This is a genomic window from Aurantiacibacter sp. KMU-128 (assembly GCF_056933515.1).
Map to the genome: position 1 here is coordinate 1993529 of NZ_JBXORT010000001.1, position 23792 is coordinate 2017320.

24 protein-coding genes and 1 tRNA gene are annotated in these 23792 nt (G+C 61.9%); 9 read left to right on the plus strand and 16 right to left on the minus strand.

Translation table 11 applies throughout. From position 1 onward, the window contains the following. Window positions 1-5 precede the first annotated feature (5 nt). The 3 genes from ACS0VV_RS09735 to ACS0VV_RS09745 are packed head-to-tail and all read left to right on the plus strand — an operon-like array spanning window position 6 to window position 2382. Window positions 6-320, plus strand: coding sequence for a DUF3489 domain-containing protein (locus ACS0VV_RS09735; protein ID WP_483532517.1), 315 nt, complete (start codon window positions 6-8; stop codon window positions 318-320). Next, window positions 317-733 carry a DUF2924 domain-containing protein gene (locus ACS0VV_RS09740; protein ID WP_483532518.1) on the plus strand — a complete coding sequence of 139 codons (417 nt, stop codon included), beginning with the start codon at window positions 317-319 and terminating at the stop codon, window positions 731-733. The genes ACS0VV_RS09735 and ACS0VV_RS09740 overlap by 4 nt, the downstream gene beginning before the upstream one ends. Next, window positions 730-2382 (plus strand): recombinase family protein, encoded by a 1653-nt coding sequence (locus ACS0VV_RS09745; RefSeq protein WP_483532519.1) that lies wholly within the window; start codon window positions 730-732, stop codon window positions 2380-2382. The genes ACS0VV_RS09740 and ACS0VV_RS09745 overlap by 4 nt, the downstream gene beginning before the upstream one ends. Window positions 2383-2559: 177 nt before the next feature. On the opposite strand, the gene ACS0VV_RS09750 is transcribed toward ACS0VV_RS09745, so the two are convergent. Beyond that, window positions 2560-2649: transfer RNA gene (locus ACS0VV_RS09750), tRNA-Ser, on the minus strand. Between the two features lie 170 nt (window positions 2650-2819). Between ACS0VV_RS09750 and hspQ the strand changes: the two genes are divergently transcribed. Then, on the plus strand, window positions 2820-3200 hold the full coding sequence (gene hspQ, locus ACS0VV_RS09755) for a heat shock protein HspQ (protein ID WP_483532520.1): 381 nt from the start codon (window positions 2820-2822) through the stop codon (window positions 3198-3200). Window positions 3201-3207: 7 nt separating this feature from the next. On the opposite strand, the gene ACS0VV_RS09760 is transcribed toward hspQ, so the two are convergent. Continuing rightward, the gene (locus tag ACS0VV_RS09760; protein WP_483532521.1) at window positions 3208-4056 is read right to left on the minus strand and encodes an ABC transporter permease; all 849 of its coding nucleotides are present in this window, start codon (window positions 4054-4056) and stop codon (window positions 3208-3210) included. Between the two features lie 113 nt (window positions 4057-4169). On the opposite strand from ACS0VV_RS09760, the gene ACS0VV_RS09765 reads away from it, so the two are divergent. Further along, entirely contained in the window at window positions 4170-4862 is a 693-nt protein-coding gene (locus ACS0VV_RS09765) for a GcrA family cell cycle regulator (protein WP_483532522.1), read from the plus strand. Window positions 4863-5218: 356 nt separating this feature from the next. Here ACS0VV_RS09765 and ACS0VV_RS09770 read toward each other — a convergent pair whose 3' ends face one another. Continuing rightward, entirely contained in the window at window positions 5219-5923 is a 705-nt protein-coding gene (locus ACS0VV_RS09770; RefSeq protein ID WP_483532523.1) for a helix-turn-helix transcriptional regulator, read from the minus strand. A 209-nt stretch (window positions 5924-6132) separates the two neighbouring features. On the opposite strand from ACS0VV_RS09770, the gene ACS0VV_RS09775 reads away from it, so the two are divergent. Then, window positions 6133-6651 (plus strand): DUF1993 family protein, encoded by a 519-nt coding sequence (locus ACS0VV_RS09775; RefSeq protein ID WP_483532524.1) that lies wholly within the window; start codon window positions 6133-6135, stop codon window positions 6649-6651. 3 nt (window positions 6652-6654) lie between these two features. On the opposite strand, the gene ACS0VV_RS09780 is transcribed toward ACS0VV_RS09775, so the two are convergent. From ACS0VV_RS09780 to ACS0VV_RS09800, 5 genes are all read right to left on the minus strand, one after another. Then, entirely contained in the window at window positions 6655-7338 is a 684-nt protein-coding gene (locus ACS0VV_RS09780) for a spermidine synthase (RefSeq protein WP_483532525.1), read from the minus strand. A 67-nt stretch (window positions 7339-7405) separates the two neighbouring features. Further along, window positions 7406-9718: a polyribonucleotide nucleotidyltransferase gene (gene pnp / locus ACS0VV_RS09785; RefSeq protein WP_483532526.1), complete on the minus strand. Its 2313-nt coding sequence runs from the start codon at window positions 9716-9718 to the stop codon at window positions 7406-7408. Window positions 9719-9917: 199 nt separating this feature from the next. Beyond that, window positions 9918-10187, minus strand: coding sequence for a 30S ribosomal protein S15 (gene rpsO, locus ACS0VV_RS09790; protein WP_483532527.1), 270 nt, complete (start codon window positions 10185-10187; stop codon window positions 9918-9920). 27 nt (window positions 10188-10214) lie between these two features. Beyond that, a complete protein-coding gene (gene truB / locus ACS0VV_RS09795) occupies window positions 10215-11255 on the minus strand; it encodes a tRNA pseudouridine(55) synthase TruB (RefSeq protein WP_483532528.1) in 1041 nt (346 codons plus the stop codon). Continuing rightward, window positions 11248-11934, minus strand: coding sequence for a site-2 protease family protein (locus ACS0VV_RS09800; RefSeq protein ID WP_483533523.1), 687 nt, complete (start codon window positions 11932-11934; stop codon window positions 11248-11250). The genes truB and ACS0VV_RS09800 overlap by 8 nt, the downstream gene beginning before the upstream one ends. Before the next feature lie 98 nt (window positions 11935-12032). Here ACS0VV_RS09800 and ACS0VV_RS09805 point away from each other — a divergent pair, with 98 nt between their 5' ends. From ACS0VV_RS09805 to ACS0VV_RS09815, 3 genes are read left to right on the plus strand one after another with little or no spacing between them, the layout of a single operon-like run. Beyond that, window positions 12033-13670, plus strand: a complete 1638-nt coding sequence (locus ACS0VV_RS09805) for an AbgT family transporter (RefSeq protein WP_483532529.1) — start codon at window positions 12033-12035, stop codon at window positions 13668-13670. A 24-nt stretch (window positions 13671-13694) separates the two neighbouring features. Continuing rightward, window positions 13695-15281: an AbgT family transporter gene (locus tag ACS0VV_RS09810; RefSeq protein WP_483532530.1), complete on the plus strand. Its 1587-nt coding sequence runs from the start codon at window positions 13695-13697 to the stop codon at window positions 15279-15281. Beyond that, window positions 15278-15769: a flavodoxin family protein gene (locus ACS0VV_RS09815; protein WP_483532531.1), complete on the plus strand. Its 492-nt coding sequence runs from the start codon at window positions 15278-15280 to the stop codon at window positions 15767-15769. The genes ACS0VV_RS09810 and ACS0VV_RS09815 overlap by 4 nt, the downstream gene beginning before the upstream one ends. Window positions 15770-15890: 121 nt before the next feature. Here the strand turns inward: ACS0VV_RS09815 and ACS0VV_RS09820 are convergent, their stop codons facing one another. From ACS0VV_RS09820 to rimP, 8 genes are all read right to left on the minus strand, one after another. Continuing rightward, window positions 15891-16472 carry a thymidine kinase gene (locus tag ACS0VV_RS09820; RefSeq protein WP_483532532.1) on the minus strand — a complete coding sequence of 194 codons (582 nt, stop codon included), beginning with the start codon at window positions 16470-16472 and terminating at the stop codon, window positions 15891-15893. 117 nt (window positions 16473-16589) lie between these two features. Next, window positions 16590-17399 carry a hypothetical protein gene (locus ACS0VV_RS09825; protein WP_483532533.1) on the minus strand — a complete coding sequence of 270 codons (810 nt, stop codon included), beginning with the start codon at window positions 17397-17399 and terminating at the stop codon, window positions 16590-16592. Then, window positions 17396-17788 (minus strand): 30S ribosome-binding factor RbfA, encoded by a 393-nt coding sequence (gene rbfA / locus ACS0VV_RS09830; protein ID WP_483532534.1) that lies wholly within the window; start codon window positions 17786-17788, stop codon window positions 17396-17398. The genes ACS0VV_RS09825 and rbfA overlap by 4 nt, the downstream gene beginning before the upstream one ends. Further along, window positions 17788-18213 carry a PaaI family thioesterase gene (locus tag ACS0VV_RS09835; RefSeq protein WP_483532535.1) on the minus strand — a complete coding sequence of 142 codons (426 nt, stop codon included), beginning with the start codon at window positions 18211-18213 and terminating at the stop codon, window positions 17788-17790. Before ACS0VV_RS09835 ends, rbfA begins: the two co-directional genes overlap by 1 nt. Window positions 18214-18309: 96 nt before the next feature. After that, window positions 18310-20820, minus strand: a complete 2511-nt coding sequence (gene infB, locus ACS0VV_RS09840; RefSeq protein ID WP_483532536.1) for a translation initiation factor IF-2 — start codon at window positions 20818-20820, stop codon at window positions 18310-18312. Window positions 20821-20843: 23 nt separating this feature from the next. Then, window positions 20844-21572, minus strand: a complete 729-nt coding sequence (locus ACS0VV_RS09845) for a DUF448 domain-containing protein (protein ID WP_483532537.1) — start codon at window positions 21570-21572, stop codon at window positions 20844-20846. Further along, window positions 21553-23214, minus strand: a complete 1662-nt coding sequence (gene nusA, locus ACS0VV_RS09850) for a transcription termination factor NusA (RefSeq protein WP_483532538.1) — start codon at window positions 23212-23214, stop codon at window positions 21553-21555. Before nusA ends, ACS0VV_RS09845 begins: the two co-directional genes overlap by 20 nt. Further along, on the minus strand, window positions 23214-23786 hold the full coding sequence (gene rimP / locus ACS0VV_RS09855; protein WP_483532539.1) for a ribosome maturation protein RimP: 573 nt from the start codon (window positions 23784-23786) through the stop codon (window positions 23214-23216). Before rimP ends, nusA begins: the two co-directional genes overlap by 1 nt. Between the last annotated feature and the right edge of the window lie 6 nt (window positions 23787-23792).

Sequence of the window (23792 nt, forward strand, 5' to 3'; positions counted from 1 at the left end):
CACCGATGACAAAGACAACCAGCAGTAAGCCCAAGCGCCGCTACGCCCGCACGCCAAAACCGGCACAGGAAGCAGCTACCGAACCCACTTCGACCATCGAGGCAGATACACTGCGGCGGGAGACCAAAATCGGCAAAGTCATTACCATGCTGAGCAGCGCAGAAGGCGCCACGCTCGACCAGATCGTGGCCGCAACCGGATGGCAAGCCCACACGGCGCGCGCTGCAATGACCGGCCTCAAAAAGAAGGGCCACACGATCAAGCGCGAGGCGGTGGATGGGGTCTCACACTACCGCATCAGCGCGGCCACTGAGGCATGACCATGCTCGATGAGCAGCTTGCTGCGCTTGAGAAGCTCGGCAAGTCTGAGCTTGGTGACCGGTGGGCAAAGCTCACCGGTCAACCAGCCCCCAATGTCAGCGCAGCCCTGCTGCGCCTTGCGGTCGGATATGAGCTGCAGGCAAGGACGCTGGGCAAGCTGTCACGCAAGACGAGCAAAGCGCTCGACGCGGGCACGAGCGGCAAGGCGACCACTCGCAGCATCAGGCCCGGCATGCGGTTGGCGCGCGAGCATGGCGGCAAAGTCCATGTGGTGACCATCGGTGACGATGGCGAGATCATCTGGAACGATCGCCAATGGAACTCGCTGAGTGAGGTCGCCCGGGCGATCACCGGAACGCGCTGGTCAGGCCCTGCCTTCTTCGGCTTACGCGAAAAGGCCAAAGCAGCGTGAAGAAGGTCCGCTGCGCCATCTATACCCGCAAGTCGAGCGAGGAGGGTCTGGAGCAGGACTTCAACTCGCTCCATGCGCAGCGCGAAGCGTGCGAGGCCTATATCAGAAGTCAGGCCTCCGAGGGTTGGTCGCTGATCGACACAAGCTTTGATGATGGCGGCCTGTCTGGCGGGACCATGCAGCGCCCTGCCCTTCAGCGCCTGCTGGACGATATCCGCGCTGGCAGGATCGACATCGTGGTCGTCTACAAGGTGGACCGCCTGACCCGTTCACTTCTCGACTTCGCGAAGCTGGTCGAGACCATGGACAAGGCCGAGGTCAGCTTTGTCTCGGTGACCCAGTCGTTCAACACCACCACCAGCATGGGACGGCTGACGCTCAATATGTTGCTATCGTTCGCGCAGTTCGAACGCGAGGTGACCGCCGAACGGATCCGCGACAAGATCGCAGCTTCCAAGGCCAGAGGCATGTGGATGGGCGGGATACCGCCGCTGGGCTACGAACCGGATGGACGATCGCTGCGGATAGTCGATGAGCATGCTGAGCTTATCCGCGATTTGTTTGGGCGCTACCGCAAACTCGGTAATGTTCGACTGGTGTTTGAACAGCTGGCAAACGAACAGGCCAAGGTCCCACGGCGCACTCTCAGCACAGGCAAGATCATCGGCGGCGGCAGCTTTACCCGCGGGCAGATCTACAAGATCCTCTCCAACCCGATCTATGTCGGCGAAATCCATCACGCTGGCAAAACCTACAAGGGTCAGCACGATGCCATCATCGAGCGCGAGCTGTGGATCGCCGTTCAGTGCAAGCTTGGGGAGAACCGGCAAGGCGAGCAGCGCGCAGCGACGATCCGGTCACCCAGCTTGCTCGCTGGCAAGGTGTTCGACCAGAACGGCGAACCGCTGGTTGCCAGCCATGCCTGCAAGGGAAAGGTGCGTTATCGCTATTATGTCAGCAGGTCGCTCCAGCATTATGGAGACAGCACGAACGATGGCTGGAGGATACCTGCCAGGGAACTCGAAGGAACGGTCATCGAGCGATTGACAAGCGAGCTTCAGCAGCCGCTTGGATTGATCGAACAGATGGGTGTTGACCTTACGGCCTACAGCTTCTCGACGCTCACGAACAAAGCTGAGGATCTGATCTCGCGCATTCGCAGGAAAAAGGTGTCATCAATCCGTCCGCTCATTGAGCGCGTGCAGGTCTCATCCGAGAGGCTGACTATAACGCTTGATGCAGCCGAGCTTTGCTCCGAGCTGGGCATCCCTGCCACCATGGCTGCTCGCAACCCTGAGCTCGTGGTCCACGTCAGTCTCAAGCGAACAGGCATGGCACTCCAACTCGTTCATACCGACGGTCGTAGTGATAACCGGCAGGTCGATCCCACGCTCCTGCAACTCATCCAGCAGGGCAGAGCCTGGTGGGACGAAATAGTATCGAGCCGGAGGTCGGTTGCCCAGTTCGCGCGCGACAATGATGTCACCGCCTCTTACGTCACCCGCATTGTCAGGCTCGCATTTCTCTCCCCTCGAATCATCGAAGCCATCACCGCAGGCACCCAGCCGGTGTCGATAACTGCCGACCGGCTCCGCCGCCTCGAACTCCCAACAAGCTGGTCCGATCAGCACGAGATGTTCGGCCTCTAAGCCATCAACCAAACTCACATCCCGTACCGCCAAAAGGGCGAGGAGAGAAACTCTCCATTCTGGCGCGCAATGATGGTTTTCCCAGGTTCTCTGCGGTACCGGAATGGGTGCGGAATGGCGCAGTTCTGCGGGGTTCTGGCGAACCCAATTATCATTCTATATCATTGACTTAAGCAGTGGCGGAGAGGGAGGGATTCGAACCCTCGATACGGTTGCCCGTATACTGCATTTCGAGTGCAGCGCATTCGACCACTCTGCCACCTCTCCGCGAGGGCCTGCAGTGGCAGGCGGAAGGCTCCCCGGTCGAACAGGGAAGCGCGCGGTTAGCCTTTCGCAGGGGACTTGCCAAGTCCCTGATTGCCACACACAGCGCAAAATCGGGTGATTGCCGCATGGTCTCGCTTGTTGCGGCGCTTAGCCCGCCTATATTTGCGGATATGGACCGCAAAGCTTTCGTTTCGATCCGCCCCGGAGGTTCTCCCGCCGCTCCGCTTCGTGCGCGCGCCCGTTTTGCCATTGGCGACGTGGTGAAGCATCGTACGCATGATTTTCGCGGAGTGATATTCGATATCGATCCGGTCTACGCCAATTCGGACGAATGGTATGAAGCCATCCCTGAAGGAATGCGGCCGCGCAAGGATCAGCCGTTCTACCACCTGCTCGCGGAGAACGAGGAAAGCTCCTACGTTGCCTATGTCAGCCAGCAGAACCTGCTGATGGACACTGTAGGCGAAGAGATCGACCACCCGCAGGTCTCGCAATTGTTCGAGGCGTTTCGTGGCGGAAAGTACCAGCTTCGCCGCAGCCTGACCCATTGATCTAAGATCAGGATTTGATCTTCCAGCCGCTTTTCAGCACCTGATAGGTGATGACGGCTAGCACCAAATTGAGCACGCCCACGCCAATCGCCGCCCCCAGCACTGCTTCGTTGCTGTTGCCAATGTCGCTCTCGCCAAGGAAGCCGAAGCGGAAGCCGGAAATCATGTAGAAGAACGGGTTCGCGCGGCTGATCGCCTGGAATAGCGGTGACAGATCCGAAATGACGTAGAATGTGCCCGATAGCAGGCTGAGCGGGGCGACAACGAAATTGGTGATCGCCGCATTGTGATCGAACTTTTCCGCCCAGATGCTGGCGAGGAATCCGATGATGGCCAGCATTGCCGCCCCCATCAGCCCGAACCAGACGATCGCCCACGGATGCGCCGCTTGCAATGTGACGCCGGGATACAGCCACATAGCCAGCGCCACCGTGCCGCCCACCATCACCGCGCGGGTGATCGCCGCGGCAACGATCCCGAGCATCAGCTCCGCATTGGACAAGGGCGGCATCAGCAGGTCGATAATTGTTCCTTGCATCTTGCCTGACAGCAGGCTGAAGCTGGAATTGGCAAAAGCGTTCTGCATCATGCCCATCATGATGAGGCCCGGCGCAACGAAGGTTCCGAAAGGAACGCCTAGCACTTCGCGCCCCTCGCGCCCCAATGCGACGGTGAAAATCACCAGAAACAGCAGCGTGGTGACCGCAGGGGCCCAAATCGTCTGCGTCTGCACCTTGAGAAACCGGCGTATCTCCTTAATATAGAGCGACCACAGGCCAATCCGGTTGAAACCGGTGATCTGCGGTTCTCCCTTGGGAGGGAAATTGCGTCCGCCGGTGCTCGTGCTCCGCGTCATTTGCGATGTGTTTTCCGCCATGGAAGCGCCGCCTATCGGTTGCGAAGCGGCCTGACAAGAATTTCGGCGCGGGCAAGCCCTTCCCGCGCAGCGCATGAATGGATACGGATTTTATGAGTTGGACTGAAGAACGCATCGCGGCGCTCACCAAGATGTGGGAAGGCGGTTCCACTGCCAGCCAGATCGCGGAAGAGCTTGGCGGCGTGTCGCGCAATGCTGTGATCGGCAAAGCGCACCGGCTGGGACTGAAAGCCCGCCCGAGCCCGGTAAAGGCGAAAGAGGCAAAGAAGCCCGCGTCGAAGAAGAAGACCGAACCGGCCAAGCCGGTGACGAAGAAGGCCGCGCCGCCGAAGGCGCCTCCGGCTCCGGCAACCGCAAAACCCGCCACAAAGCCCGCCCCCGCACCGGCGCCCGCTCCCAGTATTCCTGCCAACCAAAGCCAGCCGCTGCCCAACCGGCAAGAAGATTTGCCGAAGATCGTCTCCTATGGTCCGGGCGGTTTTCTCCGGCAGGGTCCAGGCGATCAGCAGGCACCAATTCCGCCAGCGCCGCCGCGCCGTCTGGTGCCCGCTAAGCCGAGCCCGGAAATCGCCAACAAAACCAGCCTGCTCGATCTGTCCGACCGCGTTTGCCGCTGGCCGATGGGGCATCCGGGCGAACCCGATTTCCATTTCTGCGGCGAGAAAGTGAATCCCGGCTTCCCCTATTGCGTGGAACATTGCGGCCGGGCGTATCAGGCACAGCTGCCGCGCGGTGCGCGCCGTCCCCCGCCCCCGCTCCCGTTTGGCGGTCCGCGCGTCCGTTAAGGCGGTTTCCGCCAGCCCAGACAAAACAATGGCCCGCTTCCTTATCGGAGGCGGGCCTTTTTCGTGCTCGCAATGAAAAAACGCCCCTCGAACCGGGGGGATGGTTCGAGAGGCGTCCAGTCTTCCAGCGAGCATTGCGGCCCGCCACGGAAACACGATGGTTTGGCGTCCCGGCTGTGGGCACCGGGACGCCGAGACGCGAGGTCGATCCCACGGTGCGACCCGAAAGCTCGCTAGCGCCTCTGGACGTGCCTATAGGGGAAGCGATTTTACAAGTCTTGTCACGTAATCGCTTTAATTTCAATATTTTACTCTGTTTTACAAATTGTGGGGAAATTGTAAAATTTCGAGCGATTTCAACCCGCTTCGCTGCTTTCCCGCCGTGCACGGCGGACAAGTCGTTCCACTTCTTCGCTGGCAATCAAGCCAAGGGTCAGGGCCCGGACACAGGCCGTTGTCCTGTCGTTCACGTCCAGCTTGGCGAAGATCCGGCGGATATAGGCGTCGATCGAGGAACGCGAGACGCCCAGCGCCAGCGCCATTTCCGGATTGCTGCTGCCCCGGCACATCAGACGCAAGACATCCAGTTCGCGATTGGACATAGGCGGCACCTCCATGTCCGCGCGCACGATGGTGCAATAGCGCTGGAAGGCCGTCTGGCCGATCTGGTGGACCGCCAGCAGCACCGCTTCGGAAGCAGGGATTTCTGAGTCCCAACCGCCTCCAAAGAAAATCGCCCGTCCCTGCGGGCCATAGCACGCCGTCCCCACGACCCGGCGAAAGCCGCATTTTGCCGCCAGCTGCATATAGCGGTGCTGCTTGGCTGACAGCTTGTTGGCAGGAACATCTTCGGGCCAACGGAAGGCATTGGGATAGTCGAGCGAGAGCACCGGCAGCGGATCAAGCGGTGCCAGCCGCGCGCGATAATGTCGCTCCCAGACGCGCGGAAAGCCAAGATTGGACAGGATTTTCTCCGCCCGCGCATCGCGAACCAAGGGCGCGACGGAATAAATGCGACAAATGCCCAGCACCTCGGCAGCTTCAAGCGACAGCAGCTGCAAATCCGTAACCCGGGTTGCGTCCCGGATTGCGGCCAAAGCCGATACCAATTGATCGCTGTCTACGCGCATTTCGCACCACTCCAGCTGGTTTGCTCAGCAACCCTGCATGACGGCGCGTTGATCGATGCGCGCTCTCTTAGACTCGATGATGATGCCATGTTACCAGCACAAGGTCAAAACCTGCCGCATCCAACCGGAGCCCGCCGCCCATGTCCTTTTCGCTTTATGAAGCCTTTGTCCCCTCCTGCATCCAGATCCTGCAAGCCTCGCAAGGCTGGATCGAGAAGTGCAAGGACTGTGGCTCATCCGAGGAGGACTTGGCGGGCGCGCAGCTGCACGAATCCATGCTGCCCTTCGCCTATCAGGTGAAAAGCATGGTGGTGCATTCGGTCGGCGCGATCGAGGGTGTACGAAAAGGCAGCTTCTCGCCCGACCTTAGCGAACCGGCGACCGAACTGGAGCAGATGCGGCTCAATCTTGGAGCAGCGGAAAACACTCTACGCGCCTTGTCGAAGGGCGAAGTCGACAGCTTTGTAGGTGGCGAAACGCATTTTGTGTTTGAGCAGATGAGGCTCGACCTACCCTTCGCCAGCGAGGATTTCCTGCTCAGCTTCAGCCAGCCGAACTTCTATTTCCACGCGACCACCGCCTACGCCATCCTGCGGATGAAGGGACTCGATGTGGGCAAAGTGGACTTTATGGGCAAGCTGCGCATCAAGCGCAGCTAACTCTTACCGCACACGGCAGGCAAACCAGATCGTGTGGCGCGGGCCCTTGTTATTGGGCCGGGCGCGCACTGCCTCTACCCGAACATCAAGCCCCGCATCCTTCAGGCGGCGGGTGAATTTGTGATCGTCAGCGGCTGACCAGATCGCCAGCAGACCGCCGGGATTGAGCGCGTCGCGCATCCGGGCGATGCCAGTTCGGGTGTAAAGCCGTTCATTCCCGTCGCGCACGATGCCGTCGGGGCCGTTATCGACATCCATCAGGATCGCATCATAGCGCTGCGTGGTGCCGTCCACCGCATCGTCCACCAACGCGGCGACATCGGCGAGGATGACTTCGCCGCGCGGATCTCGCAGGCAGTTGCCGGTCAGATGCGCGAGCGGCCCCCTCGCCCATTCGAGGATTTCCGGCACGACTTCGGCCACGGTAACACTGCCACCTTCGGGCAGCTTCTCCAGCGCGGCACGGTAGGTGAAGCCCATGCCGTATCCACCGATGAGCACACGCGGGGCGGGTGTTTCCAGCCGCTCGAGCGTGAGACAAGCCAGCTGCTCTTCGGAAAACTGCATCCGCGTGCCCATCAACTCGTTGCGGCCGAGCATGATGATGAAATCGCGGCCATGGCTGACCAAGGTCAGCGTGTCTCCGCCAGGGATTTGTGCAGTGGCGATCTCTTCGCGTGGCAGCATCTTTGTCTCCAAAATGGAAAGGGCCGCGATCGCTCGCGGCCCTTCCGTTAAAGCCTGTTGGCCGGACTCAGTCGTCCTTCAGGAAAGCGGGCATATGGTCGGCACCGCCGCCGTCCTTCGCATCTCCGCCATCACGACGACCACCACGGTCGCCCTTGCGGTCACGATTGCCGCCCGGGCCACGACGGTCACCGCCGCCACGGCCACCACGACCGCCACGGTCGCCGCCGCGGCCACCTTCACGGTCACCGCGCGGTTCGCGCGGCGGGCGGGTGTCTTCCAGCTCTTCGCCGGTTTCCTGATCGACAACGCGCATCGACAGGCGGACTTTGCCGCGACCGTCGATTTCGAGAACCTTGACCTTCACGTCCTGCCCTTCGGACACGACATCGGTCGGCTTCTCGACGCGCTCGTTCTTCATTTCGGAGACGTGGACGAGACCGTCCTTGCCACCCATGAAGTTCACGAAAGCACCGAAATCAACGATGTTCACGACCTTGCCAGCGTAGATCTTGCCGATTTCCGGCTCTTCCACGATGCCGAGGATCCATGCCCGTGCGGCTTCAATCTCGTCGGCGTTGGAGGAGCTGATCTTGATCATGCCTTCATCGTCGATGTCGACCTTCGCACCGGTTTCGGCAACGATTTCACGGATAACCTTGCCGCCCGTGCCGATCACGTCGCGGATCTTCGACTTGTCGATCTGCAGCGTTTCGATGCGCGGTGCGTGCTTGGAGACGCCCGAACGTGCCGAACCCAGCGCCTTGGCCATTTCGCCAAGGATATGCGTGCGGCCGGCCTTCGCCTGCTCCAGCGCCTTGGCCATGATTTCCTGCGTGATGCCGGCAACCTTGATGTCCATCTGCATCGTGGTGATGCCGTTTTCGGTACCGGCCACCTTGAAGTCCATGTCACCCAGGTGATCTTCGTCACCCAGAATGTCCGACAAAACGGCGAATTCTTCACCTTCGAGGATCAGGCCCATCGCGATGCCCGACACCGGACGCTCGATCGGAACGCCTGCGTCCATCATCGACAGACAGCCACCACACACGGTCGCCATCGAGGACGAACCGTTGGATTCGGTGATGTCCGACAGGATGCGGATGGTGTAGGGGAAGTCCTCATGGCTCGGCAGCACAGGGTGCAGCGCGCGCCATGCCAGCTTGCCGTGGCCGACTTCACGGCGACCCGGCGCACCGAAGCGGCCCACTTCACCGACCGAATAGGGCGGGAAGTTATAGTGCAGCATGAAGTGCGAATACGACAGGCCTTCGAGCCCGTCGATCATCTGCTCGCTATCCTTGGTGCCGAGCGTGGTGGTGCAGATTGCCTGCGTTTCACCGCGCGTGAACAGCGCCGAACCATGGGTGCGCGGCAGGAAGCCGACGATGGCTTCGATCGGGCGAACCTGATCAAGCTTGCGGCCGTCGATACGCTGGCCGTCCTTGAGGATGGCACCGCGAACGATTTCGGCTTCCAGCTTCTTCACCAGCTTGCCTGCAGTCATCTGCGTCTGGCCATCGGCCTCGGCGAAATGCGCCTTCGCCTTCGCGCGCGCTTCGTTCAGTGCGTCCGAACGGGCGGACTTGTCGGTCAGCTTGTAGGCGGCAGCGATATCTGCACCAACGAGGCCGCGCAGTTCTTCCTTCATTGCGGCCTTGTCATCCGACTGGTCGATTTCCCACGGATCCTTGGCAGCCTGCTCGGCGAGATCGATGATCGCGCCGATGACCTTGCGGCATTCATCATGCGCGAACATGACAGCGCCGAGCATTTCTTCCTCGGTCAGTTCCTTGGCCTCGGATTCGACCATCATCACCGCGTCCTGCGTGGCGGCAACCACCAGATCGAGGCGGCCATCGGTCAGGGCAGCGTCCTGCTTCGGGTTGAGCACGTATTCGCCGTCGATGAAGCCGACGCGGCAAGCGCCGATCGGGCCCATGAAGGGAACGCCGCTGATGGTCAGAGCAGCCGAAGCGGCAACCATGGCGACGATATCGGCTTCGGTTTCGCCGTCGAATGACAGAACCTGGCAGATTACGTTGATTTCGTTGTAGAAACCTTCGGGGAACAGCGGACGCACGGGGCGGTCAATCAGGCGGCTGGTCAGCGTTTCCTTTTCGGTCGCGCCGCGTTCACGCTTGAAGAAGCCACCGGGAATGCGGCCTGCTGCGGAGAATTTTTCCTGATAGTGAACGGTCAGCGGGAAGAAGTCCTGCCCTTCCTTGACGCTCTTGGCGGCGGTCACGGCGCACAGCACCACGGTTTCGCCATAAGTGGCCAGAACGGCGCCGTCTGCCTGACGGGCAATGCGGCCGGTTTCCAGAGTGAGGGTCTTTCCGCCCCACTCCAGCGATACGGTTTTCGTGTCGAACATAATTATCCTTCTGAACCCATGCGCCTTATTGCGGCATGGGGCCTACAGTTTCCGGGGGAACCGTCCCGGCACGGTGTGGGGCCTTTCGCGCCCCAAGCCCCTCCACCGGAATGTGAAGGATGCCATTGTAGCTACATCCCGATTGTGACGGAACGCAGATAAACGAAGCGGCCCAGATACGGGCCGCTCCGAGAAACTCTTACTTACGAAGACCAAGCTTCTGGATCAGCGCATTATAGCGACCCAGATCCTTGCGCTTGAGATAGGCCAACAGGCTGCGGCGCTTGTTGACCATCTTCAGCAGACCACGACGCGAATGGTTGTCCTTGTGGTGGTCCTTAAAGTGCTCGGTGAGATTGCGGATACGCTCGGTCAGGATAGCGACCTGTACTTCCGGCGAACCGGTGTCGCCCTTGGCGGTGGCGTTGTCCTTGATAATCTCGGTCTTTTTTTCGGCAGTTACCGACATATTTCTCTTACCTTCTGCGGTATCCTTTTAGAGGTTGAACCCCCGCACGACTTTCATCATGCCCCCTTCAAGTTCAACCAGCGCCACCGGAACATCGTCCAGCTTCGCGAAGTAGAGCCCGTCAGGGTGGGGCAGATCAGAAACGACCCGGCCTTGTCTGGCCGCCTGCGCACTGTTCTGATCGAGAGCGAGAGCCGGGATACCGTCCAGCCCCGCCTCCAGTGACAGGAGGTGGTCTTGAAGAGGCGCGCCCTTACCGATTTCGTTGAGTTTGTCCAGCGAAATCGCCTGTTCCTCGCGGAACGGACCGGCCTTGATGCGCCTGAGATAGGTCACATGGCCCAAAGTTCCAAGAGCGCGCGCAATGTCGCGGGCGAGACTGCGAATATAGGTGCCTTTGGAAACGTGCGCCACAAGGGTGACGGCTTCGGCGAGTTCGAGCGGGGCTTGCGGATCGTAAGGATCGGGGCGGCCTGCGGTGGTCGCGAAGGTGCTCTGCAAATCCAAATCGTCATCCCGGCGAGGGCCGGGATCCAGTTCCGCCCTTCCGGCTGGGTCCCGGCCTTCGCCGGGATGACGCAGAGGCTGCAAGGAATGCACGGTCACCCGCCGCGTTTGCAGTTCCACCTCTTCGCCTGCCCGCGCCAGATCATAGGCGCGCTTGCCATCGACTTTCAGCGCCGAATATTTCGGCGGGAGCTGATCCTGCTCGCCGGTAAAGTGCTCGCAAATCGCCGCGACCGCCGCCAGCGGAGGCCTGCGGTCGGTGCGCGCCACCACCTCGCCTTCTGCATCGAGCGTGTCGGTCTCTTCGCCGAACTGCACGGTAAACTCATAGATCTTGTCGGCATCGAGCATCCGCCCGGTCAGCTTGGTCGCCTCGCCAAGCGCAATGGGCAAAACCCCTTCCGCCGCCGGATCGAGCGTGCCGCCATGGCCGACCTTGACCTTGCCATAACCCGCCTCGCGCAGATTGCGCTTCACTGCCCCCACCGCCTGCGTCGAGCCGAGGCCGGGCGGCTTGTCGAGAATCAGCCAACCATGCGGTTGCCGCTTTCCCTCAGCCACCGGCTATCGCCTCTGCGATCGCCACATAAAATCCCATCACCCATTCGACCGGCGGCAACACCACACGTTCGATAATGTCCGCCTGCGGGAAGATGTAGGGAACCGCCACCAGCAGCACGAACAGCAGCGGGAAACCAAGCGGACGGATGCGCTCGTACGCCTGCGCAGCGCGGCGCGGCAGCAGGCCTTCGATCACATGGCTCCCGTCAAAGGGCGGGATCGGCAGCAGGTTGAAGAGGGCAAGGAAAATGTTGATCGAAATAAACGTGTAAAGCGCAGCCGTCAGCAGTTCAGGGCCACCTTCGCCCGACGCCAGGTCGAAGGAGAAGGATATGCCCATGGCCACCGCTCCAAACAGCGCGAGCAGGAAGTTCATCCCCGGCCCCGCTGCCGCCACCGCCATCATGCCGAAGCGCGGATTGTTCAGCCGCTGCTTGATCACCGGCACCGGCTTGGCCCAGCCGAAGACCGGCATCCCCGCGAGAGCAAGTCCGCCGGGTACCAATAGGGTGCCGATCGGATCGACATGGCGGAGCGGGTTGAAGCTGAGCCGCTTCTGCTCCTTGGCGGTGGGATCGCCCAACATCAACGCCGTCCAACCGTGCGCGACCTCGTGAAAAACGATGGCAATTATCAGGCCGGGGATCAGGATCGCGGCGAGGAGTAGGGTTTCGGTCATCGCGCCCCAGATGGGGAATGGCGGCACAAGGGTAAAGACCAAATCGTTTGGCGGTGTTAGGAGTTGCGAATCATTTTCAATGCAGAGGACGCATAAGTATGAATGACACCGCTGCCGCCACCCCGTCGCAATCGGGTTTTCTGGGCTGGGTAGAGCGAACGGGCAACAAGCTGCCCGATCCGGTGTTCATCTTCTTCTACCTGATTATCGCACTGGTGGCGATTTCGGTGGTGGCCGCGATGGCGGGGGTTTCCGCCATTCACCCCACCGAAGTGGACGAGGCCACGGGCAGCAACACCGTGATCCAAGCGGTCAGCCTGCTGTCGCCGGACAATCTCCAGCGCTTGTGGGTGGAAATGCCCGCAACCTTCACCCACTTTCACCCGCTCGGTTACGTGCTGGTGGTGATGCTGGGCGCGGGCGTTGCCGAACGCTCGGGCTTTTTCGCCGCCGGTATGTCGAAGGCGGTGAAGGCCGCGCCCACGTCCCTGCTGACACCCGTGGTGGCGCTGGTGGCAATGCTGGGCAACCACGCAGCCGACGCTGGCTATGTCGTGCTGATCCCGCTGGCCGGCATCCTGTTCGCCGCTGCCGGACGCCACCCGCTCGCAGGCATTGCAGCCGCTTTTGCGGGCGTTTCGGGCGGTTTCTCCGCGAATATTTCGCCCGGCCAGCTCGATGCGCTGCTGTTCGGCATCACCGAGGAAGCCGTTGCCGCCTCCGCGCTCGATCCGGCTTGGACCGCCAATATCGCGGGCAATTGGTATTTCATCACCGCGATGACGGTCATCTTCCTGCCGATCATCTGGTACGTCACCGACAAGGTTATCGAACCGCGCCTTGGCCCGTGGACGGGCGGCGCGCAGGCGGGCGCAGGCGATGCCGCCGCCAGCCCCGATCCGACCGAGCACGACGGCGCGGGCGCTTCAAAGGGGCTGCGCGCAGCTGGTCTCGCCGCTTTGGGTGTGATCGCGCTGTGGCTGGTGATGACCTTCGCGCCGGGTACCCCGCTGATCAACGAGGCCGCGTGCCTCACCGAAACCGGCGAAGCGGTGGCCGATTGTTCGATCCACACCGAGCTTGGCCCGCTTTACCAAAGCCTTGTCGCCGCTTTCTTCCTGCTCTTCCTCGCCACCGGCTGGGCCTATGGCCGCGCGGCGGGCACGATCAAAGACCACCGCGACCTCGTCAATATGATGGCCGAAAGCATGAAGGACATGGGCTATTACCTCGTCCTCGCCTTTGCCGCGGCGCATTTCGTGGCGATGTTCGGCTGGTCAAACCTTGGCCTGATTACCGCCGTGCACGGCGCGGCGGGGATTGAAGCGACCGGCCTGCCGCTGCCCATCGTGCTGGGCCTGATGGTGCTGTTTGCCGCGCTGCTGAACCTGTTCATTGGCTCGGCCAGCGCCAAATGGGCGTTGCTCGCGCCAATCCTTGTGCCGATGCTGATGCTGCTCGGCGTTAGCCCCGAAGGCGCGACGGCGGCCTACCGCGTCGGCGATTCCGCGACCAATATCATCACGCCGCTGATGGTGTATTTCCCGCTGATCCTCGTCTTCGCGCAGCGCTGGAAAAAGGATTTCGGCCTCGGCAGTCTGACCGCGATGATGCTGCCCTATTCGATCTGGCTGCTCATTTCGGGCACGCTGCTGATTGTCGGCTGGGTCTATCTCGGCATTCCGCTGGGGCCGGATGCGCCGGTGGCCTATTCGCTACCGGGGGCCGGCCAGTAACACCTGCACAGGGGGGGCAGCGGGATGAGCACAGCGAGCAGCGCGCCGGAGCAGACCCAATCGGGCTTCCTTGGCTGGGTGGAGCGGACGGGGAACCGCCTGCCCGATCCGGTACTGCTGTTCGTCTACTTCATCGCCATTCTGATCGGCGTTTCGGTGTTGGCGAGCGTGCTCGGATGGTCGGCCCCGCATCCCGGCGAGATCGATCCGGAAACCGGCACCAACCGTGTCGTCACCGTGCAAAGCCTGCTCTCGGTCGAGAATCTGCGCAAGCTGCTGACGCTAACCCCCGAAACCTTCACCCATTTCCCGCCGTTGGGTTTCGTGCTGGTGGTAATGCTTGGTGCGGGCGTCGCCGAACGTTCCGGCCTGTTCACCACAGCCATGAAAGCGAGTGTCGCCAAAGCCTCGCGCTTCTGGCTGACGCCCACCGTGGCGCTCGCTTGTATGCTGGCGAACCACGCGGCTGACGCGGCCTTTGTGGTGATGATCCCGCTCGCCGCGATCATCTACCACGCCGCCGGACGGCACCCCTTGGTGGGCATCGGTGCGAGCTTTGCGGGCGTTTCGGGGGCGTTTAGCGCGAACCTGTTCCCAGGCCAGTTGGATGCGCTGTTGCTCGGCATTACCGAGGCGGCGGTGCAGACCGTGTTCGGCGAATACACCATCAACATTGCCGGCAACTGGTACTTCATCGCCGCGATGACGGTCGTGTATTTGCCGGTCATCTGGTTCGTCACCGACCGGATGATCGAACCGCGCCTCGGCCCCTATGACATCGCGCTGGCAGGCGAGCAGCCCGCCGAGGAAGCGCAGGATGCGCTGACGGCGGGCCAGAAGCGCGGGCTAGCCCATGCTGGGTTGGTGGTGCTCGCTCTGGTAGCGTTGTGGGTCGTCCTGACCATCGGCCCCGTCGCGCCGCTGGTAGATGACGCCGCCCCGCCCGAGGCGCGCCTGAACCCGCTTTATGAAAGCCTGCTGCCCTTCTTCCTGCTCGTCTTCCTGCTGCCCGGCTATGCCTATGGCCGCGCGGCGGGGACGATTGCGGACCATCGCGAGCTGATCGGCATGATGGCGGGCGGGATGAAGGACATGGCCTATTACCTCGTCCTCAGCTTTGTCGCCGCGCATTTCGTGGTCATGTTCGCCTGGTCGAATATCGGCATCGTGCTGGCGGTGAACGGTGCGGATGCGTTGCGCGCCAGCGGACTGCCGGTGTGGGCGATGCTGATCGCGATCGTCCTATTCGGCGCGCTGCTCAACCTCATCATCGGCTCGGCCAGCGCCAAGTGGAGCGTGATGGCGCCGGTGCTGGTGCCCATGCTGATGCTGGTAGGCGTCTCGCCCGAAATGACCACAGCGGCCTACCGCGTGGGTGACAGCGCGACCAATATCATCACGCCGCTGATGGTCTATTTTCCGCTGATCCTGATCTTCTGCCAGCGCTGGAACCGCCATTTCGGGCTCGGCAGCCTGACCGCGCTGATGATGCCCTATTGCGCGGGGATTATCGCAGCGGGGCTCGGCATTACCGTTCTCTGGGTGGTGCTCGACTTGCCGCTGGGGCCGGGTGTTGGCGTGTTTCTGGAAAGCCTGCCGGTGGCGGAGTGAAAACACTCCTGCTCGTGTGGTACAGCTGGACAGGCGGCTCGCGCCAATTGGCCGAAGCAGCGCGCGATGGTGCGCTGGAGGCAGGCGGCGTGGCGCTGCGGTTTCTCGCGGCGGAAGAGGCACAATCGAGCGACCTGCTGGAATGCGACGGCTATATCTTCGCCTGCCCCGAAAATCTCGCCGCGATTGCTGGCGTGATGAAGGCGTTCTTCGACCGCGCCTATTACGACGCGCTGGGACAGATCGAGGGGCGGCCCTACGCCGCGCTGGTCTGCGCCGGCTCGGATGGCGAAAATGCGCAGCGCCAGTTGGAACGGATTTGCACTGGCTGGCGGCTCAAACGCGTGGCGGATACGCGGATCGTCAATGTGGGCGCGCAAACGCGGGAAGAGATTCTCGCGGAGAAGGTGATTGGCGAGACGGACCTGGCGGCAGCGCGGGAATTGGGCGTGATGCTGGCGGCGGGATTGGAGATGGGGGTGTTTTAAGCGGCCTCCTTAGATCCGCTCATCCTGAGCTTGTCGAAGGATCGTTTTTCCTTTTGGTGTGGCACCAGAAGTTAAGGACGATGCTTCGACAAGCTCACCATGAGCGGGCTTGGGTCTACTCCTAACGATACATCCCCAGCTCCCCCGCAAAATGCCGCCGGCATAGCGCGACGTAGCGTTCGTTCCCGCCGATCTCGGTTTGCTCGCCCTCGCCCACGGCTTCGCCGCTTTCGGTGACGCGCAAATTCATCGTCGCCTTGCGCCCGCAATGGCAGACCGCCTTCAGCTCCTGCAAACTGTCCGCGACACCCAGCAGCACTGCCGAGCCGGGGAACAAGTCACCGCGAAAATCGGTGCGCAAGCCGTAGCACAGCACGGGTATCCCCGCCTCGTCCGCCAGCCGCGCGCATTGCCACACCTGCACGGCAGTAAGGAATTGCGCCTCGTCGATCAGCACGCAGGCGAGCGGCGACGCCTCGTGCTGCGCCATCACCTCGCGCCAGAGATGGGTGCCCGGCGTATAGCGATGCGCATCCGCCTCCAGCCCGATCCGGCTGGCGATGGCGGCATCGGCGCGGGTATCGATCGCGGCGGTCCACAGCATCGTCGCCATACCCCGCTCGCGATAGTTGAAATCGGCCTGCAACAAAGTGGTCGATTTGCCCGCATTCATGCTGGCATAGTAGAAATAGAGCTTGGCCACTAAGCCTCCCTTCCCCGCTCATGCTGAGCCTGTCGAAGCATCGCTTTTTTCTATAGGCGCACAGCTATGAAAGGAAGGGCGACCCTTCGACAAGCTCAGGGTGAGCGGGTCTGGGGATTACTCGCCCGGTCGGACAATTTGCGCGTAGGGGCCGTCTGTAGGCATTTCGAGATTGTCCCATTCGAGCACCCGGAACGAATCTTCGACGATCTCGCCAGAGTCCAAATCGGAGATCAGGACGACCGGGAGAACTTCCTGCTCCGGCCTCAGCGGGCCGTACTGCTGAATACCCCTACACGCATCGAGGCGTGTCATCATGATCCACGCAAGATAGCGACCGTCGCGCGACCAACCTTGCACATTCCCGTACGCCCATTGCCAATCGGGATTGTCAAGGCAGGGAAACAGTTCGGCAAACGCATCCTGCGCAGGTCCGTAAAACTCCGTGCGCTCGACAATACCGTCAGCCGCAATCTCAAAAACGCGCACCGCCTGCATTCCGGAGCCCTGATGGTGATCGACAAAGAACCAGTTCGGACGCGGTGACCATGCCATCGCAAAGGGGAAGCCGTTGGCCAGCTCGGGCAAATCGTATTCTTCATCCCCTTCGGAGTCCGTCACGGAAACGCGATAGGACTCCAGTTCCCCCTCAACCGCATAGTTGTCGAGCACGAAGCGCCATTGAGCATCCGGTGATACCGAAAGGTGGGGGCAAGCAAATGGGGGATTGTCCGAACCAGCAGGTGCAGTTGACTCGCCTACACATGGCCCGCCCCACATGAAGGCGTCGCTATAGAGCGGGGAATGATCGGCCACAGTCAAGGTCGGCAATGGGATTTCACTATCCTCGCCAACGCCGAGAAACAGCACTGTCCCGATGGCAATACTCAGCGCGGTCACAACCGGTATGACCGCACCGCGCTTCATTCGTCCCCCAAATCCCGCCGCACTTTCGGATCGTCGAGCAGGCTTTCGATCCGGCTCGCCTCATCGAAGCTCTCATCGGGACGGAATTGCAGTTTGGGGGCGAATTTCAGGCCGAGGCGCTGGGCGACTTCGCGTTGGAAGAAGGCGGTGTTGGTGCGCAGCGCTTTCACCACCACATCCTCATCCTCACCGAGCAGCGGTTTCACATACACCTTCGCATTGCGCAGATCGGGCGACATCCGCACTTCGGTGACGGCGATGGTGTGCGCGCGCAACACCTCGTCATGCGCTTCCCCACGCGCGAGCAATTCGGACAGGATATGCCGCACCCGCTCACCCACTTTGAGCAGACGGACGGACTGGTCTTGCGGAGCGGTGTGTTTGGGCATCAGGCGTCCGGCCCTTCCGGCTTGGCTCCCGGCCAACCTGTCATCATCGTCGTCGCGGTCGCGCGAGCGCAGAGTTTGCCGTTTACGTCGAACAGCTCGCTCTCGACATAAGTGACGCGCCGCCCTGGCTTCACCGCGCGCGCTTTTACCGTCATGCGCTCCATCGGGACGGGCCGCAGCAGCGAAAGATTAATGTCGAGCGTCAGCTGCAAACCGCCTTTGGTGGCGAGGAACACTGCCGCTCCCATCGCCTCGTCCATCGGCCCGGCGAGCAGGCCACCCTGCACACAGCCGCGCATATTGGCGAAGCCCTCAGGCGGAGTGAACGCCATTTCCACGGTGAGCGTGTCCTCGTCCATCGACAGGAATTCCGCGCCCATCAGCTTGGCAGACGGCCATTGGAGCATGGGTGGGGTGTCGGTCATCAAATTTACCCGTCATTCCGGCGAAGGCCGGAATCCAGTCCGGCCTCGCACCAAGTCAGCTGGATCCCGGCCTGCGCCGGGATGACGATAGGGCAATCAAAGCGTCCGCTCCTGCTCCGACACCTCGAACACTTCAAGCTGGTCGCCCGGCTTGATGTCGTTCGTGTCTTCCAGCACCACACCGCATTCGAGGCCGGTGCGCACTTCGTCGACATCGTCCTTGAAGCGTCGCAGCGACTGGATGACGGTGGCCGAGACGATAACGTCGTCGCGGGTGAGGCGCGCGTGCACGCCCTTTCGGATGACGCCTTCGACCACCAGCAGACCCGCTGCCTTGTCGCGCTTGCCCGCCGGGAACACCTGCTTGACTTCGGCACGGCCAATGACGTTTTCGACCTTGAGGGGCCCAAGTTCACCAAGCAGTTCCTTCGTCACTTCGTCGGTCAGGTGATAGATCACATCGTGATACATCATCCGCACCCCGTCGCGCTTCACCAGTTCGCGTGCCTTGGCATTGGGGCGCACGTTGAAGCCGATGACCGGCGCTTTGGAGGCGTTCGCCAGCGTCACATCACTTTCGGTGATGGCACCCACGCCCGCATTCAACACGCGCACCTTGATGTCATCGTTCGATAGGTTGTGCAGCGCGGTAACGATTGCTTCGACCGAGCCCTGCACATCGGCCTTCACCACCACCGGCCATTCGATCACATTGCTCTTGTTGAACATCGTGTCGAAGCTGGTGGGGGCGAGCGCCGTGCGCTTCTCGGTCGCCTTTTCCTTGCGGTAGGCGGAGACTTCGCGGGCGCGCTGCTCGTTCTCGACCACTGCCAGCGTGTCGCCCGCGGAGGGGACGCCAGAAAGGCCCAGCACTTCCACCGGCATGGAGGGGCCGGCTTCCTTGATCTGCTTGCCCTGATCGTTGATCAGCGCGCGCACCTTGCCGCTTTCGGTGCCGACGACAAAAGTATCGCCGCGCTTCAGCGTGCCGCGATTGATGAGCACGGTGGCAACAGGGCCGCGGCCCTTGTCCAGCTGCGCTTCAATCACGGTGGCTTCGGCGTCGCGGTCGGGCCGCGCCTTCAGTTCGAGCAGTTCGGCTTGCAAAGCGATCTTTTCGAGCAGTTCATCAAGACCCGCGCCGGTTTTTGCCGAAACTTCGGCATCCAGCACATCGCCCGACATTTCTTCCACGACCACTTCGTGTTCGAGCAGGCGCGTGCGCACCTTGTTCGGATCGGCTTCGGGCTTGTCGACCTTGTTGATCGCCACGATCAGCGGGACACCCGCCGATTTGGCGTGATTGATGGCCTCAATCGTCTGCGGCATGATCCCGTCATCGGCAGCCACCACCAGAATGACGATATCGGTGACATTGGCACCGCGTGCGCGCATTTCGGTGAAGGCGGCGTGGCCCGGCGTATCGAGGAAGGTGATCGTCTGCTTGTCCTTGGTCGTAACCTGGTAAGCACCGATATGCTGGGTGATCCCGCCTGCTTCACCGCGCGTCACATTGGTTTTGCGCAGGGCATCGAGCAGGCTGGTCTTGCCGTGATCGACATGGCCCATAACCGCGACAACCGGCGGACGCGGGCGCAGCGTCTCTTCGGGATCGGCATCTTCGGCCGTATCCAGATCGACATCGGCTTCGGAAACCTTCTGTATGTTGTGGCCGAATTGTTCGACCAGCAATTCCGCCGTGTCCTGGTCAATCGTCTGGTTGACGGTGACCATCATATCCAGATTGAACAGTTCCTTGACCAGATCGGCGCCCTTTTCGCCCATCCGCTTGGCAAGTTCGGCCACGGTGATGACTTCGGGCACCACCACATCGCGCACCTGCTTCTCGCGCGGCTGGCTGGAGAACCCGCCCTGCGCACGGCGTTCTTTCTCGCGCGCACGTTTCAGCGCGGCGAGGCTGCGGGCGCGGCGGCCTTCATCCTCGTTGAGCGCCTTGTTGACGGTGAGCTTGCCCGAACGGCGATTGTCGGTCGCACCGCTGCCGCCGCCCGCACTGCGCTTGGGCTTTTCTTCCTTCTTGGGCGGACGCTTGGGCTCGGGCCGCGCAACCGGCGTAAACTTGCGCGCGGCAGGGACCCTCGTGTCACCATCGTCCTGCGTGGGCTCGGCATCAACCGTGGCGGCATCCTCCGCTTGGGGCGCTGTCGCAGGCTCTTCGGCGGCGCGCTTCTCGGCCTCTTCGCGGGCCTTGGCATTCTCCTCGGCGCGACGCTTTTCTTCTTCGGCAGCTTGCCGCGCTTCTTCTTCCTCGCGCTTGCGTGCTTCCTCAGCCTGCCGCAGCCGGTCCTCCTCGGCTTCGCGCTGGAGGCGCTTGACCTTTTCCTGCGGCGTTTCACCCGCAGGCGCGGTCGGCTTCTTCGCCGCGGGCTTCGCAGCGACGGGCGGCGGCGGAGGCGGCGGGGGTGGCGGCGGAGGCGGCGGCGGGGTCTCGCCCGGTTTCACGAGCTTGCGGCGACGCTTCACCTCGACCGCCACCTTGTTGGTGCGGCCGTGGCTAAAGGTCTGTTTGACTTCGCCACCGTCAACCGCCCGCTTCAGGCCAAGCGGCTTGCGGGTGCGTTGCGGTGTGTCGTTTTCTTCGCTCATGAGCTCGTACTATTCCTTCAAAATCAATCAACAACGCCGACGCCGGTCAAAGCTCCGGCATCTTCGCTAGTCCCGGCCGCTGGTGCGGCACCCAGAAAGGTCTGCAAACGCCCCAGCGGGACGGCTACCCGCTGCGCCGATTTACCATCGGCAAGCGCCAGGTGGACGACATTCTCGCGGCCCAATGCCACAGACAGGGCATTGCGGTCTAGTGGCAGAACCTCTCCCCGCAATCCCGAGCCTTCGGCATCGTTGCCCACCCGGAACGCCTGGTCGAGCTTGCGCCGGCCATCTTCGCTTGCATCGCTGGCATGGTAGAGCGCGGCGACCTTGCCCATCCGCGCTTCATCTTTGATCCTGTCGCTGCCCAAGATAATCCGTCCGGAGCGCATTTCCAGCCCAAGCCGTTGGAGGAATGCGGTTTTGAGACCGCTTTCCACCAGATCGGGCAGATTGTCAGGAACGTTTAGCTTGCCGGTCTTGAACGCGCGCGACAACCCGCCGCGCAGCTTGCCGTTCGCCATGGCCTGAGCAAGCTGGGCTTTGTGCACACCGATCCACGCGCCGCGACCCGGTGCTTTCGCATTGGGATCGGGCAGCACATCGCCATCGGGCGACACCGCAAGGCGGATCAGCGCGTCGCGCGCACCGCTCTGGCCGGTGAGCACGCAGCGCCGTTCGCTCCCCGTTTCGGGGGAGGCGCCTTCGCAGGGTTCAGACGAACCTAATGGGTCATGTTGAGGATTCCGCATCGGCGGCCTCCTCTGCTTGGGTCTCGGCAGTGGCCGGTTCGGCTACGTCCTCGTCCTCGAACCAGTGCGCGCGGGCGGCCATGATGATCTCGTTGCCCTGCTCTTCGCTCAAACCGAATGCACCCAGCACGCCGCCCTTGTCCTCGCTACGCTGCGAGCGGCGCTGCGGCGGACCGTCCTGGCTCTGCCGGCGACGTGGTGCTTCACGCTTCTTGGCGATCAGCTCATCGGTGGCGAGATCGGCGAGATCGTCGAGCGTCAGAATTCCGCTCTTGCCCAGCACGACGAGCATTTCCTCGGTCAGATGCGGGATATCGGCAAGTGCGTCTTCCACGCCCAGTTCGCGGCGGGAAACGCGGTGCGCTTCTTCCTGCCGGTCAAGCGCTTCCTTGGCACGGCTCTGCAGTTCTTCGGCCAGTTCCTCGTCAAAGCCTTCGATGCTCGCAAGCTCTTCCAGCTCGACATAGGCGACTTCTTCCAGCTCGACGAAGCCTTCGGCAACGAGCAGCTGCGACAGCGTTTCGTCGACGTCCAGTTCTTCCTCGAACATATTGGAACGCTCGGCAAATTCCTTGCTGCGCTTCTCCGAGGCTTCTTCCTCGGTCATGATGTCGATCTGGCTGTCGGTCAGCTGGCTGGCGAGACGCACGTTCTGCCCGCGGCGACCGATGGCGAGCGAAAGCTGGTCATCGGGCACGACCACTTCGATGCGACCTTCCTCTTCGTCGAGCACCACGCGCGCCACGGTGGCGGGCTGAAGCGCGTTGACGATGAAGGTTGCGGTGTCTTCCGACCACGGAATGATGTCGATCTTCTCACCCTGCAATTCCTGCACGACGGCCTGCACGCGGCTGCCCTTCATGCCGACGCAGGCGCCGACCGGATCGATGCTGCTGTCATGCGAGATCACGCCGATCTTGGCGCGGCTGCCCGGATCGCGGGCGGCGGCCTTGATTTCGATAATGCCATCGTAGATTTCCGGCACTTCCTGCGCAAACAGCTTCTTCATGAAGTCGGGATGCGCGCGACTGAGGAAAATCTGCGGGCCGCGATTGTTACGTTCCACCTTGCTGATCAACGCGCGCACGCGCTCGCCCACGCGGGCGGCTTCGCGCGGGATCTGCTGGTCGCGGCGGATCACACCCTCAGCGCGGCCGAGATTGACGATCACATGGCCGAATTCGACCGACTTGATGACACCGGTGATGACTTCGCCCGCGCGGTCCTTGAACTCTTCATACTGGCGCTCGCGCTCGGCATCGCGCACCTTCTGGAAGATCACCTGCTTGGCGCTCTGCGCGTCGATACGGCCCAGATCGTCCATAGCGGGGAGCGGGTCGACGATGAAATCGCCGACCTTGCTGCCCGGCTCCAGCTTTTCCGCCTGCGCCAGATCGACCTGCTTGAAGTAGTCTTCGACTTCCTCGACCACTTCAACGACGCGCCACAGCCGCAGATCGCCGGTCAGCGGATCGAGCTTGGCGCGGATATCGTTTTCCTGCCCGAAACGGGCGCGTGCGGCCTTCTGGATCGCTTCTTCAAGAGCTTCGATCACGATGCTCTTGTCGATCATCTTTTCCGATGCGACCGCGGTGGCGATTGCAAGCAGTTCTGCCTTATTGGCTGAAATGGGGCTGGCCATCAGCTATTAGCCTCTTCTTCCTCTGTGTCCGTTTCCGGAGCTTCTTCGATATCTTCGACACCGCTCATATCGAGCGGGCGCGTGGCAGCGATCAGCTTGTCGGTCAGGACGAGCTTCGCCGAATGAACCTTTTCCAGCTGCACCGCAACAGTGCCCACCTTGCTATCCGCGATGGTGACAACATCGCCGTCGATCCCGACCAGTTCGCCGCGCAAATTGCGGTGGCCGTCAATCTTGTCGGTAAGCGCGATCTTCGCTTCGTGCCCTGCCCAATCGGCGAAATCCTTCGCGCGGGTCAGCGGGCGGTCGATGCCGGGGCTGCTCACTTCAAGGTGATAGGCGCCTGCAACCAGTTCCTCGCCACCTTCCTCAATCGCATCGATGCGGTCCGAAATACGGCGTGAGAGTTCCATGCACTGGTCGACCACAAGCTGCCCTGTCGCCGGGTCTTCCGCCATGATCTGCAAAGTGCGCTCTTCGCCCGAGCCGGTCATTTTCACGCGCACGAGTTCGAACCCCAAAGCCTCGGCTTCGGGGGCGATCACTTCGGTCAGGCGCGCGATATCGGCCATCGGGTC

What these genes read in the sequence shown, in the direction of transcription:
- ACS0VV_RS09760 (WP_483532521.1), bottom strand. Translation starts at nt 4,056, where the DNA reads ATGACGCGGAGCACGAGCACCGGCGGACGCAATTTCCCTCCCAAGGGA.
- rpsO (WP_483532527.1), bottom strand. Translation starts at nt 10,187, where the DNA reads ATGTCGGTAACTGCCGAAAAAAAGACCGAGATTATCAAGGACAACGCC.
- ACS0VV_RS09825 (WP_483532533.1), bottom strand. Translation starts at nt 17,399, where the DNA reads ATGAAGCGCGGTGCGGTCATACCGGTTGTGACCGCGCTGAGTATTGCC.
- ACS0VV_RS09780 (WP_483532525.1), bottom strand. Translation starts at nt 7,338, where the DNA reads ATGCTGCCACGCGAAGAGATCGCCACTGCACAAATCCCTGGCGGAGAC.
- ACS0VV_RS09835 (WP_483532535.1), bottom strand. Translation starts at nt 18,213, where the DNA reads ATGACCGACACCCCACCCATGCTCCAATGGCCGTCTGCCAAGCTGATG.
- rbfA (WP_483532534.1), bottom strand. Translation starts at nt 17,788, where the DNA reads ATGCCCAAACACACCGCTCCGCAAGACCAGTCCGTCCGTCTGCTCAAA.
- ACS0VV_RS09735 (WP_483532517.1), top strand. Translation starts at nt 6, where the DNA reads ATGACAAAGACAACCAGCAGTAAGCCCAAGCGCCGCTACGCCCGCACG.
- ACS0VV_RS09765 (WP_483532522.1), top strand. Translation starts at nt 4,170, where the DNA reads ATGAGTTGGACTGAAGAACGCATCGCGGCGCTCACCAAGATGTGGGAA.
- ACS0VV_RS09775 (WP_483532524.1), top strand. Translation starts at nt 6,133, where the DNA reads ATGTCCTTTTCGCTTTATGAAGCCTTTGTCCCCTCCTGCATCCAGATC.
- infB (WP_483532536.1), bottom strand. Translation starts at nt 20,820, where the DNA reads ATGAGCGAAGAAAACGACACACCGCAACGCACCCGCAAGCCGCTTGGC.
- nusA (WP_483532538.1), bottom strand. Translation starts at nt 23,214, where the DNA reads ATGGCCAGCCCCATTTCAGCCAATAAGGCAGAACTGCTTGCAATCGCC.
- ACS0VV_RS09845 (WP_483532537.1), bottom strand. Translation starts at nt 21,572, where the DNA reads ATGCGGAATCCTCAACATGACCCATTAGGTTCGTCTGAACCCTGCGAA.
- hspQ (WP_483532520.1), top strand. Translation starts at nt 2,820, where the DNA reads ATGGACCGCAAAGCTTTCGTTTCGATCCGCCCCGGAGGTTCTCCCGCC.
- ACS0VV_RS09810 (WP_483532530.1), top strand. Translation starts at nt 13,695, where the DNA reads ATGAGCACAGCGAGCAGCGCGCCGGAGCAGACCCAATCGGGCTTCCTT.
- rimP (WP_483532539.1), bottom strand. Translation starts at nt 23,786, where the DNA reads ATGGCCGATATCGCGCGCCTGACCGAAGTGATCGCCCCCGAAGCCGAG.
- ACS0VV_RS09805 (WP_483532529.1), top strand. Translation starts at nt 12,033, where the DNA reads ATGAATGACACCGCTGCCGCCACCCCGTCGCAATCGGGTTTTCTGGGC.
- pnp (WP_483532526.1), bottom strand. Translation starts at nt 9,718, where the DNA reads ATGTTCGACACGAAAACCGTATCGCTGGAGTGGGGCGGAAAGACCCTC.
- ACS0VV_RS09800 (WP_483533523.1), bottom strand. Translation starts at nt 11,934, where the DNA reads ATGACCGAAACCCTACTCCTCGCCGCGATCCTGATCCCCGGCCTGATA.
- ACS0VV_RS09740 (WP_483532518.1), top strand. Translation starts at nt 317, where the DNA reads ATGACCATGCTCGATGAGCAGCTTGCTGCGCTTGAGAAGCTCGGCAAG.